Raw genomic sequence first — 14948 nt, 5'->3', positions numbered from 1 at the left:
GGCCATCTTGTCCACCGAGACCCGGGCGGACGCGACACCTTGTTCTGCCCCGGCCTTCATTGACAGCTTACTGTCGTCATGACAGTCTTCTGTCATGGGAACCGAGACTGAGACCACGACCGTCCACCTCGCCGTCTACGACACCCTCGCCGACTGGGAGACCGGCCACGCCACCGCCTGGCTCGCCCGCGCCGGATACACGATCAGGACCGTCGGCCCGGTCGCCGGAGAGCCCGTCACCACCCTCGCCGGCATCCGGATCGTCCCCGACCTCGCGCTCGACGACCTCCGCCCCGAGGACAGCGCCCTGCTGATCCTCCCGGGCGCCGAGACGTACGACGAGGGCGACGGGCTCGCCCCCTTCACCGCCAAGGCCCGCGCCTTCCTCGACGCCGGTGTGCCGGTCGCCGCGATCTGCGGCGCCACGGCGGGACTCGCCAAGGAGGGCCTGCTCGACGACCGCGCGCACACGAGCGCGGTCTCGTTCTACCTCGCCGCCACCGGCTACAAGGGCGGCGACCACTACGTCGACGCGGACGCCGTGCGGGACGGGGACCTCATCACGGCCGGCCCGACGGAGCCGGTCGCCTTCGCCCGGGAGATCTTCGCCCGGCTCGGCGCGTACGAGGGGAAGCGGGACGCCTGGTTCCGCCTCTTCCACGACTCCGACCCGGCGGCCTTCGAGGAGCTCAACGCGTGAGCCGCGAGCCGCAGGACGCCCTCTCCCGCACCGCCCTCGGCGTCTTCCGCCTCAACGGCCAGTTCCTCGCCGTCTCGGAGCGGCTCGCCGAACCGGCCGGCCTGACCGCCGCGTGGTGGCAGGTCCTCGGAGCCGTACTCCCCGAACCCCTCCCCGTCGCCGGGATCGCCCGGGTCATGGGCATCACCCGGCAGAGCGTCCAGCGGATCGCCGACCTGCTCGTGCGGGAGGGCCTCGCCGCGTACGAGCCGAATCCGGCGCACCGCCGCGCCAAGCTCCTCGCCCCCACGGAGGCCGGCCGGGCGGCGATCCGGCGCATCGACCCCGGTCACGCGGAGCTGGCCGCCGAGCTCCTGCGGGAGCTGGGCGGCCAGGAGGCCTTCGACGAGACGGTACGGGTCCTCGACCGGCTCTCGGCCGCCCTGGAGAGGGTCGGCGAGCGGCGGGCGGAGCGACGCCGAGACTAGGGGGCGAACAGGCCTGGCTAGGGCCTGTTCGACGGGTCAGCAGTACAGGTTCGCCCCGGTGGGGACGCCCAGGATCTGGGTGAACTGCTGGTACTTGGTGACCCGGTTCTGGACCTGGGCCGGGTTCGCGCCGTCGCACTCCAGGGTGCCGTTGATCGCCCGGATGGTCTGGCCGAAGCCGGCGCCGTTGACCATGGCGTTGTGCGCGGTCATGGTGCCGGGGCCGTTCTGGGTGTTCCAGTACCAGAGGCCGGTCATCATGGCGACGGCCGGCTCGCGCTCGACCCGCCAGGGGTTGTTCAGCAGGTCGATGCCGAGGGCGTCACCGGCGGCCTTGTAGTTGAAGTTCCAGGAGAGCTGGATGGGGCCGCGGCCGTAGTAGGCGGCCTGGCCGGCGGGGCAGCCGTAGGGCTGGTTCCGGTCGCAGTAGTGCGGGTAGTTGGCGGTGTTCTGCTCGACGATGTGGACGAGGCCGCCGGTCTCGTGGGAGACGTTCGCGAGGAAGGCCGCGGCCTCCTGGCGCTTGACGGTCTCGCCGCCGGTGGTGGCGAAGGCGGGGTAGGACTTCAGGGCGGCGGTGAGGCCCGCGTACGTGTAGAAGGGGTTCCGGTTCGGGAACATCTGGTTGAACTGGGCCTCGGAGACGACGAATCCGGTGGTCGGCGGCGGGGTGGTGGGCGGGGCGGTGCCACCGCCGCCACAGACGCCCTGGTCGGCCCAGACGCCCCACTCGCCGGTCGTGCCGGGAGTCTCGTTCTGGGTCCACCACTTGGCCTGCCAGTTGTGGCCGTTGTGGGAGGCCGTCATCCCGCCCGTGTAGACGCTGGAGGAGTTCCATGCCGCCGCGCAGGCGGCAGCCGCGCCGGCGGAGGCGGCGGGGAGGAGGAGGACGGCGAGTCCGACGGCCGTACAGAACGCGGCCAGCGAGGCGACCAACTTACGCAGCATGCGTAACTTCCTTCCGGGTGGGGCCGGGTGGGGCCGGATGGGGAGGCACATCCCATCGCTATTGGTCTGAACCTGTCAAGGTCTAGACCAGGAGTTGTGACAGTTGGGGGTCCACTCGCCCCGGGAACACAAGAGGCGGCCCCGGGCTCGGAGTTCCGATGCCCGGGGCCGCCGTCATGCGGTCGCCACGCGAGGTGGGACGGGTGCGACTAGAAGAGGTTGTACTTCTGGAACCCGCCACCGACCCGGACCGGCGCCTTGAACGGGGCCGCGGCGTTGCCCGTGCCCAGGTACTTGAACAGGTCGCCGTTCGCCTTGCGGGCGAGCAGGTCCGCCTTGCCGTCGAGGTCGATGTCACCGGTCGACAGCAGCCGGTCGTACGTGTTCCAGCCGGAGCCGACCTTCGTACGGCCGGTGAAGGGGGCCTTGTAGTTGCCCGTGCCCCTGTAGAGCCACAGGACACCCGTCCTGTCGCGGGCGACGACGTCGGGCCTGCCGTCGCCGGTCAGGTCGCCCTGGCCCGCGATCTGGCTGTAGGTGTTCCAGCCGCCACCGACCCGCACGCGGGGGGTGAGGGTGCCGTTCGGGTAGGAGAGGTAGCTCCACAGCACGCCGGTCTTGTCGACACCGAGCAGGTCGGCCTGCACGGCACCGCCGACGTTGCCCGGCGAGAGGACCGTGGTGTAGATGTTCCAGCCCCGGCCGACGACGTCCGTGTCCTGGGAGCCGCTGTCGGGCGAGTAGAAGTCCAGCCGCCCGTTCTTGTAGACGGTCCACTCGGCCTCGCCGTGCCCGTCGTTGTCGTTGTCGGCGACGATGATGTCGGCGACGTCGGAGACGTCGCCGAGCGGCCCATCGGTCTCGATGTCGTTGCCGATGGGGTACCAGACCTGGAGTTCCTGGGTCTGCTTGTTGGCGCCGTACATCTCGAAGGTGGGCTGCACCGGCAGCTCCGCACCGGCGGCGGAGGCCGTGCCGGCCACGGTCGCGGTCGCGACCGCGACGGCGGTGGCGACGAGCGCGCCCTTGAGCGCGCGACGACGTCGAATGATGGTCATCAGGTTCCCCCCTGGGACTCTTCAGCGGCGCACTTCGCACGCCGATGATCTTGGAATCCTGCCACAGACCTTCGGAATTCGGCCACATTTCGAAGACCGGCGGGCAGGGATCCGGACAGCCCAAAGGGCCTGCGCCTGGAGCAGGTTGCAGGCCCGGGCCTCTCCTCGGCGAGCCAGGGGGCGTCCCGCGGTGCGCGGGGCCGATTCCTCAGATCAGGAGCACGATCCGCCCCGGCCGGTGGCCCGCCTCCGCGCGGCGGTGGGCTTCGGCGACCTCCTCCAGCGGCATGACGTCGGCCACCCGGGTGATCAGCTCCCGGGCCGCCACCTTCTCCAGGGTCTCCTTCAGGCGGGCCGCGTCCGGCCTGGCCCGGACGGTCTCGACCCGGATGTTCCGCTCCGGGGCCGGGACCCGGTCGGGGGCGAGCGCGACGAAGACGCCGCCGTCCTTCAGGACCGGGAGCAGGCCCTCGCCGACGAGCGCCCCGTCGAAGACCGCGTCCACCCGGTACGGGTCGCCCTCGACCACCCGGCGCACCACGTCCTCCGCCGCACCGCGCGTGACGGTGTGGTCCGCGCCGAGGACCCTCAGCTCGCTCTCGTCGCCCTCGTGGGCGACGGCCACCACCCGCAGCCCCGCCGTATGGGCGTACTGCACCGCGAGCCGGCCCACCACCGCGCTCGCACCCGTCACGAGCAGCGTCGCGCCCGGCTGGAGCGCGAGCCGGTCGAGGCCCTGCTGCGCGGTCGCCGAGGCCAGCGGCACGGACGCCGCCACGGTGAACTCCACGTCGTCCGGGATCGGGGCCAGCCACTCCGGGGCCACCCGTACGACCTCCGCGTACGTGCCCTCGCCCGTCAGCTCCTCGTACCAGGGCATGAAACCGGCCACGCGGGTGCCCTCCGCCATCCCGGGCACCGGGTCGAGCAGCCTGCCCGCGAAGTCCGTCCCGAGGACGAACGGGGGCCTGAGGTCGCCGACCGCGTCGGCGTACCGGCCGGCCCGGATCCGCAGGTCGGCCTGGTTCACACCGGCCGCCTTCAGCCGGACGCGCACCCGCCCGGGGACGTCCCCGGCCTCGGGGTCGGGCCTGCGGGCCATTCTGAGGACCTCGGGCCCGCCGTAGGCGGTCACTTCGACGACACGCATGGGGTACTCCTCAGACAGAAGGCCCCCTCGTCGCCATTACACCCACGCTCCCCACCCCCGGCAACCGCTGCCCGTCCACCTGAACGAACGGAGAAGTCCAGGTGGCCGCCCGCTACACCGCCCCCGCGTTCGTACGGACGTCCGTACCGTCCCGGCCATGGAGTGGATAACCGCGGAGAACGTCATCGCCCTGGGGACGGCGCTCCTCGGTGTCCTGGTCTCGGTGGCGGTCGTCTGGATCGACCGGATCTCGCCGCAGCGCAAGCGGCTCGGCTACCGCGTACAGCTCAACACCCCGCTCCACCGGGAGGGCAACCGGGACAGCGAGGTCATGACGGTGCGGGAGGGCCAGGTGGTCGGGATGGCCCCGCCCGCCGACGAGTCCACCCTCGTCCTCCTCCGCATCGAGAACGACCGGGACCTCGACATCAGCTCCGAGGACTACGGGCCCGCCGCCCACCCCCACGGGCTGCGGATCACCTTCGGTGAGCGGGAGGTCCAGGGCGTCGTCGCCACCGTCCCGGCCGGCGGGGTCTCGATCCGGGACGACCTGGAGCGCGCCCCCAGGCTGGGCAGGAACGGCAGCGCGGTCCTCGTCCCCAAGGTGGCCCTGGAGCGCGGGCAGTACTTCAAGCTGCTCGTGCAGCTCTCCGGCCGCGTCGCCGACAAGGACATCAAGGTCGAGGGAACCCTCCAGGGCGGCTCGATCCGGCGCAACAGGAGCACCACCCCCGACGAGAAGGCGGCCCGGTTCAGCCCGACCGCCCGCAACGTCACGGTCATCCTGACCGCCTGCGTGATGGTCCTGGCCTCGATCATCGTCCGGGAGCGGACCCCGCCGCCGATCGGCTGCGCCCGTGGCACCCTCACCGTCACCGGCTCGACGGCCTTCGCACCCGCCCTGCGCGAGGTCGCGGAGGCGTACGAGAAGGACTGCGAGGGCGCGACGGTCGTCGTGGACGCGCACGGCTCGACCGCCGGGATACGGGAGCTCGCCGACGCCGGCGCGAAGAAGGGCAAGGGCTCCCCGGCTGTCATCGCCCTCTCCGACGGGCGCAAGCCCGGCGGCTACCCGCAGCTGCGGGAGAGCATGGTCGCCGTCTCCCTCTTCACCCTCGTCCTCAACGACGGGATACCCGTCGACGACCTCACCCTGGACCAGATCCGCCGCCTCTACCGGGGCGACATCACCAACTGGAACGAACTCGTCCCCAGCGTGGACCAGCCGGTCCTGCTGGTCAGCCGGGACGCCAACTCCGGTACGCGGGAGGTCTTCCAGCGCCGCGTCCTCGGCCGCAACGAACCGGCCAACTCCTCCCGGGACTGCGAGCACCTCGACGACCCCGGGTCGAAGGTCATCCGCTGCGAACTCGACTCCACCGAACAGGTCCTGTCCACCGTCGCCCGGCTCCCCGGCGCCCTCGGCTACACCGAGCTCCGCTCCGGCAGCGGCCTCAAGGGCCTGCACCGGGTGGCCGTCGACGGACGCGGGCCCGTCCTCGACGAGATCGGCGCGTCCGGCTACCCGTACCGGGAGATCGAGTACGCCTACACCTGGGGCGAACCCCCCGCCGACTCGCTGACCTCCAGCTTCCTCACCTATCTGAGCCGGGGCATCGGCCAGGACGTCATCCGCACCCACGGCCACCTGCCCTGCGCCACCCCGAAGGGGCTGCGGATCTGCGGGGACGGCTGACGCGCGGTCTGGCATGCTCTGACGACGTGGAGCCATTGAACCCGGAAGACCCGGCCGGCATCGGCCCGTTCCGTCTGCTCGGCCGCCTCGGCGTCGGCGGGATGGGACGGGTGTTCCTGGCGCGTTCGTCCGGGGGACGGACCGTCGCGGTGAAGGTCGTGCACGCCGAACTGGCCGCCCAGGACGAGTTCCGGCGCCGGTTCGCCCGTGAGGTCGCCGCCCTTGAGCGGGTCGGCGGGACGGGCACCGCGCCCGTCCTCGGCTCGGACACCACCGCCGAATCGCCGTGGGTGGCCATCGGCTACGTGCCGGGGCCTTCGCTGCGGGCCGTGGTCGGCGACGAGTTCGGGCCGCTGCCGCCCGCGACCGTGAAGGCGCTGGCCGGAGGGCTCGCCCGCGCCCTCGTCCACATCCACGCCGCCGGGCTCGTCCACCGCGACCTCAAGCCGTCCAACGTGCTGCTGACCGTCGACGGCCCCCGCGTCATCGACTTCGGCATCGCCCGCGCCGTCGACACGGTCGCCGAGGGCGGCAACCTCACCACCACCGGGGCCGTCGTCGGCTCCCCCGGCTTCATGTCGCCGGAGCAGGTGCGCGGCGAGCGCCTCACCGCCGCGTCGGACGTCTTCTGCCTCGGCTCGGTCCTGGCGTACGCGGCCACCGGGCGCTCCCCCTTCGGTACGGCGGACAGCGGCGTCCACGCCACCATGTTCCGCATCGCCCACGACGAGCCCGACCTGACGGATCTGGCGCCCGAGCTCGCCGGCCTCATCCGGGCCTGCCTCGCCAAGGACGCGGCGAGCCGCCCCTCGGCCACCGAGATCGCCGAGACCCTGCCGGTCCCCGACCCGTGGCTGCCGGCGGACGTGCTGGCCCGGCTCGGCCGGCACGCGGCGCGGTTGCTGGAGGCGGAGACGGAGGACGGCCCCGCCACGGGGGCCGGGGACCCGACGCCGCCCCCGCCCCTGCCGTCCGCCCGGTCCTCGGCGCCGACCCGGCCCTCGGCGCCGGCCCCGGCGCCCCGCCGTCGCCGTACCCCTCTGATCGCCGCTCTGGCGGCCCTCGTGGTGGCGGCCGCGGCGGGGGTCACGTACACCTTCTGGCCCGACCCGGACACCGGCGGGGACGAGCAGAGGAACAAAGCCCGTGGCGACACGGGCGGCGTCTCCGCCCGCCCTGCCGGAATCGTCCCGGCCGCGTTCCTCGGCGCCTGGGAGGGCGTCCTCCAGGGCTCCCCCGACCATCCCAGGGAGACCGCCCGGATCGAGATCAGCCAGGGCGCGGCCGGCGCGAAGAGCGCCGTCTACGTCCAGGTCGCCGAGAACCGCCTGTGCATGGGCCGCTCCCGGCTCGTCTCGGCCGACGAGGACAAGGTCGTCTACGGCGAGTCCGACGTGACGACCAGCGTGCCCGCCGAGCGCTGTGTCCCCGCCGCCCACCAGACCCTCACCCTCCGCTCCCCCGACGTCCTGGAGTGGACCTCCGGCGCCGCGAAGGCCACCTTCCGCAAGGCGCCCACCGGCACCGAGGTCATCCCCGCCGAGTTCCTCGGCACCTGGTCGCGCATCCCCGCGCCGGAGGTCTACGGCGAGAGCGACGACCGCTACACCTCACGGGTGACGATCACCCAGGGTCCCGTCGGCGCCCCCGTGATCAGCACCCTCGACGGCTATCCGCGCACCGTCGACGGCGTGACCACCGACGAGGACTGGTCCTGCGGCACCACGGCCGTCCTCGCGGCCGCGGGCAACCTGCTGGTCGTCGGGCCCGCCACCCGGGACACCAACGCCTGGGACCGCGAATGCCAGGAGGGCCTCTCCCGCTACCTGGTCGTCGACAAGCTGAACGGCAAGGACCGGCTTCTGGTCTACCCGATGCTGGACGGCGAACCGAACGAGTACTACCGGTCGTAGGGCGTTCTATCCACCGAGCAGCACCAGGATCTGGTGGATCACGGCGAGTGCGGCCGCGCCGGCCGGGCCCGCCGTCTCGGCGATCGCGCCGATCCGTTCCAGGGCGGTGCGGCGGGTCTCCGGCTCGGCCGAGGAGGTGACCTCCGCCTCCGCCTGCTCGACGGTCCGTACCGCGAGGGGGCGGGCTTCCTCGCCCAGCTGCCGGCGGAGCTCCTGGAGCAGCGGCAGCAGGTTCTCCAGGGCCCGTTCGAGGTCGGGGGACGTGGGGGGAGGCGGGCCGGCGGCCATCGTGCGCTTGTCGATGCCGACGCTGTCGGTGGTCTGGTTCATGTGCACCACGTCGCCGTGGAAGTGGTCCCCTGTCGTCATTTGGTGATCCCCACGTTCCCCGTGCCGCCGTTGATGTTGACCTTGTCGCCGAAGTCGTAGTTCCTGTGGTTGATCGTCAGGCTCTCGATCCGCATGCGGAAGTCGGCCTCCGGGTTCTCGATCGCGTACGCGATCTTCTCGACGAGCTCCGCGAGCACGACGCCGCTCTCGCTGACGAGCACGGCCTTCGCCAGGCCCGTGGTCTCGACGACCAGGACGGAGTACGAGGCCCCGAAGAGGACGATCAGCAGGTCGACCACGGCGTAGACCAGGAAGAGCACCCCCAGGATCAGGCCGGTCTGTGTGGCGTCCGCGTCCCGGAAGGCGTTGGACACGGCGACGACCACCAGGACGATGGCGAGCCTCTTCAGGAATCGCGTGAACGCCTTGCCCCGGTCGGGAGCCACCTCGTGGGTCCGTACCCGGGCGATGCTCCGCAGCGGGTAGCAGGCCATGTTCACCCACAGGAGCCGCCCGCTGACGCTCACGTCGATCTTGCTGATGTCGGCCCCGGGCTCCTCGGGCGGGTACAAGGGCGGCGGGGGCGGAACGGGTGGGCCTGCCGGTGCCATGGTTCCCCCTGACGTGGTCCAGCGTGCGACAGGAGACCCATTAGGCGCCCGAACCACCCTGCCCACAAGGCGAGTTCAGGCCTCCGGGGGACTGACTTCGGCCGCCGCTCGGGCGTAGGCGCGGACCAGCCGGCGAGTGTCGTCCGCGCGCCAGGCGAGAGCGAGGTGGCTGGGGGTGAGGCCGCGGACCGGCCGGGTGACGACGCCGCCGCGGGTGAGCAGCGGCGCGTTGCCGGTCGCGACCAGGCAGATGCCGACGCCGCCGACGAGGGCCTCGTACGCCTCGTCGGTGCTGCCGATCACGGTGCCGATGACGGGCGGACGTCCGCCCCTGGCGTCCAGGGCCAGCCAGTGGTCGCGCAGTTCGGGGCCCCGGTCCGGGAGGGCGAGGAACGGCTCGTCGAGGAGGTCCGCGAAGTCCAGGCTCTCGCGGGCCGCCAGCGGATGGGTCTCCGGCAGCGCGACGAGCCGGGGTTCGGCGGCCACGACCACCCAGCGGAACCGGTCCGCGCCGGCCAGCGGCAGCCAGACGAAGGCCACGTCGCTGACGCCGTCCGCGAGGCCGGCCGTCGGGTCCTCCCAGCCGACGTGGCGCAGCCTGAGCCGGGCCTCCGGGTGCGCCTCCGTGAACCGTGAGCGGATCGCGGGCAGCAGCCCGCCCCGCCCGGGACTGGTGCTCATCCCGACGACCAGGGTCCCTTCGGCAGCCTCCCTGGCCCGCCGTACGGCCTCCCCGCCCTCGTCCCAGGCGGCGAGCACGGCCCGGGCGTGCGGCAGCAGGGCCGTACCGACCGGGGTGAGCGCCACGCCCTGCCGGTCGCGGTCGAAGAGGGGCGCGCCCAACTGCCGTTCCAGGGCGCGTATCTGCTTGCTCAGCGCGGGCTGCGAGACGTAGAGCCGCTCGGCGGCCCGGGTGAAGTGGAGCTCCTCGGCCACGGCGACGAAGTACCGCAGGTCCCGTCCGTGCACGTCCATGGTCATGCCCATGGGTTATCACGAAGGATCTTGGACGGCCAACGCCCCTGGAACACATCCTTGTTGAGTACCGAAGGACACGGACGAGGGAGTACGGACATGAGCAAGGTCTGGCTGATCACGGGCGCCAACAGCGGCTTCGGGCGCGCCTTCACCGAGGCGGCCGTCGCGGCCGGCGACGTGGTCGTCGCCGCGGCCCGCCGGATCGGCACCCTGGACGACCTGGTCGCCGCCCACCCCGACCAGGTCGAGGCCGTCGCCCTCGACGTGACCGACACGGCGGCGATCGACGCGGTGGTACGGGACGTCGCGGCGCGGCACGGACGTATCGACGTCCTCGTGAACAACGCGGGCCGCACGCACGTCGGTTCGGTCGAGGAGACCGGCGACGCGGAGCTCCGCTCGCTCTTCGACGTGCACGTCTTCGGGCCCGCGGCGCTGACACGGGCGGTCCTGCCGCACATGCGGGCCCGCCGCTCGGGGGCGATCGTGCAGCTCAGCAGTGTCGGCGGGCAGATGTCGATGGCCGGCTTCGGGGCGTACAGCGCGACCAAGTTCGCCCTGGAGGGCATGTCGGAGGCGCTGGCGGCGGAGGTCAGGCCGCTGGGCATCGACGTCCTGATCGTCGAACCCGGCGCCTTCCGCACGAGCCTGTTCGGGAACCACAGCGTGAGCGCGGACGGGATCGCCGACTACGCGGAGACGGTGGGCGCGACGCGGACGTTCGTGGAGACGGGCGGCGGCACGCAGGTGGGCGACCCGGCGAAGGCGGCGGCGGCGGTCCTCGCGGCCCTGGACGCCGACGAGACGCCGCTGAGGCTCGCCCTCGGCGACGACTCGATCGACACGATCCACGCCCACCTGGACCTGGTCCGGGCGGACCTGGCGGCCTGGGACAAGGTGGGCCGGGACACGAAGCTGGACTGACCCGCGCGAAGGGCCCGCACCCCGACGTACGGGGTGCGGGCCCTCGGCGTACCGCCTGCGGGAACTCCTGCGGGAACTCCTCCAGGAACTCCTACAGGAACGAGTTGATCTCGATCGTCTCGGTGCGGCCGGGGCCGACGCCGATCGCGGAGATCGGGGCGCCCGACATCTCCTCCAGGGCCTTCACGTACGCCTGCGCGTTCTTCGGCAGGTCCGCGAAGGTCTTGGCCTTGGTGATGTCCTCGGACCAGCCCGGCAGCATCTCGTAGATCGGCTTCGCGTGGTGGAAGTCGGTCTGCGAGTAGGGCAGCTCCTCGACGCGCTTGCCGTCGATCTCGTACGCGACGCAGACCGGGATCTGCTCCCAGCCCGTCAGCACGTCGAGCTTGGTGAGGAAGAAGTCGGTCAGGCCGTTGACCCGGGTCGCGTACCGCGCGATGACCGCGTCGAACCAGCCGCAGCGACGGTCACGGCCGGTGGTGACACCGCGCTCGCCGCCGATGCGGCGCAGCGCCTCGCCGTCCTCGTCGAAGAGCTCCGTCGGGAACGGGCCGGCGCCGACACGGGTCGTGTACGCCTTGAGGATGCCGATGACCCGGCTGATCTTCGTCGGGCCCACGCCGGCGCCGGTGCAGGCGCCGCCCGCGGTCGGGTTCGACGAGGTGACGAAGGGGTACGTGCCGTGGTCGACGTCCAGGAGCGTGCCCTGGCCGCCCTCGAAGAGCACGACCTTGTCCTCGTCGAGCGCGTTGTTGAGGATCAGCGTGGTGTCCGCGACGAACGGCTTGATCTGCTCCGCGTACTGGAGCATCTCCTCGACGATCTGCGCGGCGTCGATCGCGCGGCGGTTGTAGAGCTTGGCGAGGAGCTGGTTCTTGCCCTCGAGCGCCGCCTCGACCTTCTGGTTCAGGATCGACTCGTCGTACAGGTCCTGGACCCGGATGCCGACGCGGTTGATCTTGTCGGCGTAGGTCGGGCCGATGCCACGGCCCGTGGTGCCGATCTTGCGCTTACCGAGGAACCGTTCCGTCACCTTGTCGAGGGTGACGTTGTACGGAGTGATCAGGTGAGCGTTGCCGCTGATCAGGAGCTTGGACGTGTCCACGCCGCGCTCGTTCAGCCCGCTCAGCTCGGAGAGCAGGACCGCCGGGTCGACGACGACACCGTTTCCGATCACCGGGGTACACCCCGGCGAGAGGATTCCGGAAGGGAGGAGGTGGAGCGCATACTTCTGGTCGCCTACGACGACCGTGTGGCCGGCATTGTTGCCGCCCTGGTAGCGCACCACGTAGTCCACGGATCCACCGAGGAGGTCGGTGGCCTTTCCCTTGCCCTCGTCACCCCACTGAGCACCGAGCAGCACAAGTGCGGGCACAGGCGTACACCCCTTCCGGGTGGGGCATGTCCAAGGTCAGGGGCCGAGGCCGCCTCACCGGTGTGCCCCGGAATAGACGAAGCCCCTGGCGCAATAGCGCAAGGGGCTCTTGCACAAAGATGCTACCCGAGGAAGGACCGAGGTGTCGGATCACGACCAGCTGCTGGTCATCGTCGACCCGGTCGCCCGCCGAAGTGACGGCGAGTCCGTACGGATCGCGAAAGATGTCCTGTCCGCGGGCGCGGAAGCGAAGATCTGCCTGCCGGACAGCCCTCAGGAATTCTGCCGGGCCCTGGCCCGGCGCGGCTCCCGCCGCCCCGTGGTGCTCGGCGACGACCGTGCGCTGCTCCGTACGGTGGCCCTGCTGCACCGGGAGCGGGAGCTCGCCGGCAGCGCCCTCGCCCTCGTCCCGATAGGGGCTCCCGGCGCCCTGGAAGTCGCGCACGCGCTCGGCGTGCCGCGCTCCACCCCGGCGGCGGCGCGCGCGGTCCTCGACGGGGCCGTACGGCGCCTGGACCTGTTGGTGGACGACAGTGACGGGGTCGTCATCGGCGACCTCCGCATCCCCGGCGCGCCGGCGGCCCCCGCCCTGTCCTCGGCCCCGTCCGTCTGGGGCACCTGCCGCTCCCTGGTCCGCACCCTGGTCCGCCCGGCCCCGACGGCCCTGGCGGTCCGCACCCACCGGCTGCGGGTGGAGGCGGACGGGGTGCTGCTCAGCGATGTCGACACCCCCCTGGAGAGCCTGACGGTCCGCTCGGTCGCCGGTACGGCCGAGGTGACCGTCCACCCCTCGGCCGCCCCACCGCACCACACGACCGCCACGGTCCTCACGGTCTCGGGCCCGGACTTCCGCTACCACGCGGACGGCCACCTCACGGGCCCGGTCCGCCGGAGGACGTGGACGGCCAGGGCGGGGGCGTGGGGGCTTACGCTGCCCCGGGTGGCCTGAGGGGCCGTCGCGGACGACCTGGGGGGTCACATGAACGCGCTGGCACGGGCCGCTACGGCCGAGGCCGTGGACCGGTACGGGCGGCGGGCCGCCCTGTGGGTGAGGGTCGGCGCCGCCGGCCTCGCCGCGACCGGGGCCCTGGGCCTGCTGTCCGTGGACACCCCCGGCACCGACTGGGTCGCGGAAGCCCTGCCGTTCCCGCTGGCCGGCGGCCTCTTCGCGTTGTTCCTCGGCCTCGGGGCGGGGCGCTTCTCCCGCCGGATGCGGCGGGTCCTCGCCGCCGGGGACTGGACGGCGCACGCCGCTGTCGCCCTGCCGAAGGGCGTCCTTGTCCTCGCCGGTCCGGAGCCGGGTGTGCTGTTCCCCCGGCAGGTGGTCGCCGTCAAGGACCGGTACGCGCGCGTGGAACCCGGCCCCGGCGGGGTCCTGTGGTGGTGCGGCGACCCGCGCGGCGGCGGGGTGATCGCCCCGCCGGGTGGGGGCGAGCTCGTCTGGACCCGGCCCGTGCGGGGCGCGGGGGCCCGCCGCCGTGCCGTCGCCGCGGCGGAGTCGCGGGGCCTCGTCGCGCGCCCGGCGGTCAGGGAACCGCCCCACCGGGCTGCCGCGCCCGTCCTCCCGTACGCGTCGCTCGCCGATGCCGCCGGGCGGCAGGCGGCCGCGGCGAAGACCCGCCGGCTCCGCCGCCCCGAGCCGGACGTCCGGGCCGTGGCCTGGTGGCGGGTCCGGGGGCTGCGGGAGATCTCCGGGCTCCGGACGATCGGGATGTCCCTGCTCGCCACGGTGTCGGCCCTCGTCCTCTCGGCCCTCGTCCCGGAGGACGCCGTGCTCGCTCGGATCATCGGCCTCTTCCTGGGAGTGGGGTGCTGCGTCGCCGTGGTCCGGCTGCTGACCTCCGGCCGCCCCGCCGCGCGGCTCCTCGCCCGTGCGGCGAGCGCGCCCGTGGCCGTACCGAAGCGGTACGTGACGCTGTCCGACCCGTACGGCGGAGCCCCCGTCCTCTTCGTCTTCCCGGCGCACGGCGGGCCGGGGGACGTGCCCGAGGGCGCCCTGCCGGTGCTGCGTTCGTCCGCGCCGGTCGAACCGGTCGGGGAGGCCGAGCTGTACGGATGGCTGGACCTGGACAACGGCGGACGGCCGTGCGTGACGGCCCGGGCCGGTGGGCGGGTGGCGTGGCCGACCGGTCCCTACCTGGAAGCGGGTACGGCCGAGTTCGCCGAGGTGGCCGAGCGGTTCCTGGCGCTTCAGGGAGCAGATGTCCTCCCGGCCTGAGCCGCCTTGTAGGCGCCCCAGCGGTCCATGATTCCCAGCATCTCGCGCTGGAGGAACGCGAAGAACTCGGCCGTCTCCGCGATGCGCGCACCGGCCGCCGTGGTGGGGCCGAGGGTTCCGGCGCCGTCCCTGAGGACCTTCTCCCAGCGGGTGAGGACCTGGTCCCGCTGGGTGAAGGTCTCGTACCAGAGCTCGTTGTGGAGGACGTACCGCTCGCGCCGGGTGCCGGGCTCGCGTTCGCGGCTGACCATGCTGACCTGACTGAGGTAGCGGATCGCGCCGGAGACGGCCGCCGGGCTGATCTTGAGCTGTTCGGCGAGTTCGGCCGAGGTCAGGGAGGCGGTCTCGGAGGCGAGGAGGGCCGCGAAGACGCGGGAGGCCATGCGCTGCATGCCGGCCTCCGTCATCTCGGCGGCGAAGCGCTCGACGAAACGGGAGGCGGCCTCCTCGTCGCGCAGGGCCGCGTCCCTGTCGCCTTCGGTGGTGGTCATGCCGTCATCGTCTCCCTCGTTCGCTCTCCGCCCCGACTTTATACGCTTCCTTAACTTCACAAGTTTGTGAAATGAGCGTACGTTCCAAA

Annotated in this window: 15 protein-coding genes; 7 read left to right on the top strand and 8 right to left on the bottom strand. The window is 72.5% G+C overall.

Annotated features, from left to right (window positions below; all coding sequences use genetic code 11):
* The first annotated feature begins 94 nt into the window (after window positions 1–94).
* Both ACZ4VK_RS33155 and ACZ4VK_RS33150 read left to right on the top strand, forming a co-directional pair.
* Window positions 95–700 carry a DJ-1/PfpI family protein gene (locus ACZ4VK_RS33155; protein ID WP_468360462.1) on the top strand — a complete coding sequence of 202 codons (606 nt, stop codon included), beginning with the start codon at window positions 95–97 and terminating at the stop codon, window positions 698–700.
* Window positions 697–1167, top strand: a complete 471-nt coding sequence (locus ACZ4VK_RS33150) for a MarR family winged helix-turn-helix transcriptional regulator (RefSeq protein ID WP_468360459.1) — start codon at window positions 697–699, stop codon at window positions 1165–1167. Before ACZ4VK_RS33155 ends, ACZ4VK_RS33150 begins: the two co-directional genes overlap by 4 nt.
* 36 nt (window positions 1168–1203) lie before the next feature.
* Here ACZ4VK_RS33150 and ACZ4VK_RS33145 read toward each other — a convergent pair whose 3' ends face one another.
* The 3 genes from ACZ4VK_RS33145 to ACZ4VK_RS33135 all read right to left on the bottom strand — a co-directional run bounded on the left by ACZ4VK_RS33145 (window position 1204) and on the right by ACZ4VK_RS33135 (window position 4323).
* Complete coding sequence (locus tag ACZ4VK_RS33145) at window positions 1204–2115, bottom strand: glycoside hydrolase family 19 protein (RefSeq protein WP_468360456.1); 912 nt, start codon at window positions 2113–2115, stop codon at window positions 1204–1206.
* A gap of 209 nt (window positions 2116–2324) precedes the next feature.
* Entirely contained in the window at window positions 2325–3173 is an 849-nt protein-coding gene (locus ACZ4VK_RS33140) for an FG-GAP repeat domain-containing protein (protein WP_468360453.1), read from the bottom strand.
* Window positions 3174–3381: 208 nt separating this feature from the next.
* Window positions 3382–4323, bottom strand: coding sequence for an NADP-dependent oxidoreductase (locus tag ACZ4VK_RS33135; protein WP_468360450.1), 942 nt, complete (start codon window positions 4321–4323; stop codon window positions 3382–3384).
* 157 nt (window positions 4324–4480) lie between these two features.
* Between ACZ4VK_RS33135 and ACZ4VK_RS33130 the strand changes: the two genes are divergently transcribed.
* The gene (locus tag ACZ4VK_RS33130; RefSeq protein WP_468360447.1) at window positions 4481–6019 is read left to right on the top strand and encodes a PstS family phosphate ABC transporter substrate-binding protein; all 1539 of its coding nucleotides are present in this window, start codon (window positions 4481–4483) and stop codon (window positions 6017–6019) included.
* A gap of 26 nt (window positions 6020–6045) precedes the next feature.
* Window positions 6046–7932: a serine/threonine-protein kinase gene (locus tag ACZ4VK_RS33125; RefSeq protein WP_468360444.1), complete on the top strand. Its 1887-nt coding sequence runs from the start codon at window positions 6046–6048 to the stop codon at window positions 7930–7932.
* Window positions 7933–7938: 6 nt separating this feature from the next.
* Here ACZ4VK_RS33125 and ACZ4VK_RS33120 read toward each other — a convergent pair whose 3' ends face one another.
* The 3 genes from ACZ4VK_RS33120 to ACZ4VK_RS33110 form a co-directional block, all read right to left on the bottom strand.
* Window positions 7939–8301 carry a hypothetical protein gene (locus ACZ4VK_RS33120; RefSeq protein WP_468360441.1) on the bottom strand — a complete coding sequence of 121 codons (363 nt, stop codon included), beginning with the start codon at window positions 8299–8301 and terminating at the stop codon, window positions 7939–7941.
* A complete protein-coding gene (locus ACZ4VK_RS33115) occupies window positions 8298–8873 on the bottom strand; it encodes a DUF6232 family protein (RefSeq protein ID WP_468360438.1) in 576 nt (191 codons plus the stop codon). The genes ACZ4VK_RS33120 and ACZ4VK_RS33115 overlap by 4 nt, the downstream gene beginning before the upstream one ends.
* A gap of 75 nt (window positions 8874–8948) precedes the next feature.
* On the bottom strand, window positions 8949–9854 hold the full coding sequence (locus ACZ4VK_RS33110; RefSeq protein WP_468360435.1) for a LysR family transcriptional regulator: 906 nt from the start codon (window positions 9852–9854) through the stop codon (window positions 8949–8951).
* 93 nt (window positions 9855–9947) lie between these two features.
* On the opposite strand from ACZ4VK_RS33110, the gene ACZ4VK_RS33105 reads away from it, so the two are divergent.
* A complete protein-coding gene (locus tag ACZ4VK_RS33105) occupies window positions 9948–10775 on the top strand; it encodes an oxidoreductase (RefSeq protein WP_468360432.1) in 828 nt (275 codons plus the stop codon).
* A 91-nt stretch (window positions 10776–10866) separates the two neighbouring features.
* Here the strand turns inward: ACZ4VK_RS33105 and ACZ4VK_RS33100 are convergent, their stop codons facing one another.
* The gene (locus tag ACZ4VK_RS33100) at window positions 10867–12150 is read right to left on the bottom strand and encodes an adenylosuccinate synthase (protein WP_468360429.1); all 1284 of its coding nucleotides are present in this window, start codon (window positions 12148–12150) and stop codon (window positions 10867–10869) included.
* A gap of 142 nt (window positions 12151–12292) precedes the next feature.
* On the opposite strand from ACZ4VK_RS33100, the gene ACZ4VK_RS33095 reads away from it, so the two are divergent.
* Together ACZ4VK_RS33095 and ACZ4VK_RS33090 are read left to right on the top strand one after the other, a co-directional pair.
* Window positions 12293–13099: a diacylglycerol kinase family protein gene (locus tag ACZ4VK_RS33095; RefSeq protein WP_468360426.1), complete on the top strand. Its 807-nt coding sequence runs from the start codon at window positions 12293–12295 to the stop codon at window positions 13097–13099.
* 30 nt (window positions 13100–13129) lie between these two features.
* A complete protein-coding gene (locus ACZ4VK_RS33090) occupies window positions 13130–14368 on the top strand; it encodes a hypothetical protein (RefSeq protein ID WP_468360423.1) in 1239 nt (412 codons plus the stop codon).
* On the opposite strand, the gene ACZ4VK_RS33085 is transcribed toward ACZ4VK_RS33090, so the two are convergent.
* Window positions 14341–14859 (bottom strand): GbsR/MarR family transcriptional regulator, encoded by a 519-nt coding sequence (locus ACZ4VK_RS33085; protein WP_468360420.1) that lies wholly within the window; start codon window positions 14857–14859, stop codon window positions 14341–14343. The two genes, ACZ4VK_RS33090 and ACZ4VK_RS33085, sit on opposite strands and share 28 nt — an antisense overlap.
* Window positions 14860–14948 lie beyond the last annotated feature (89 nt).

Source organism: Streptomyces sp. NPDC028711, assembly GCF_055565415.1.
This window is presented reverse-complemented; position numbering and strand designations above follow the sequence as displayed.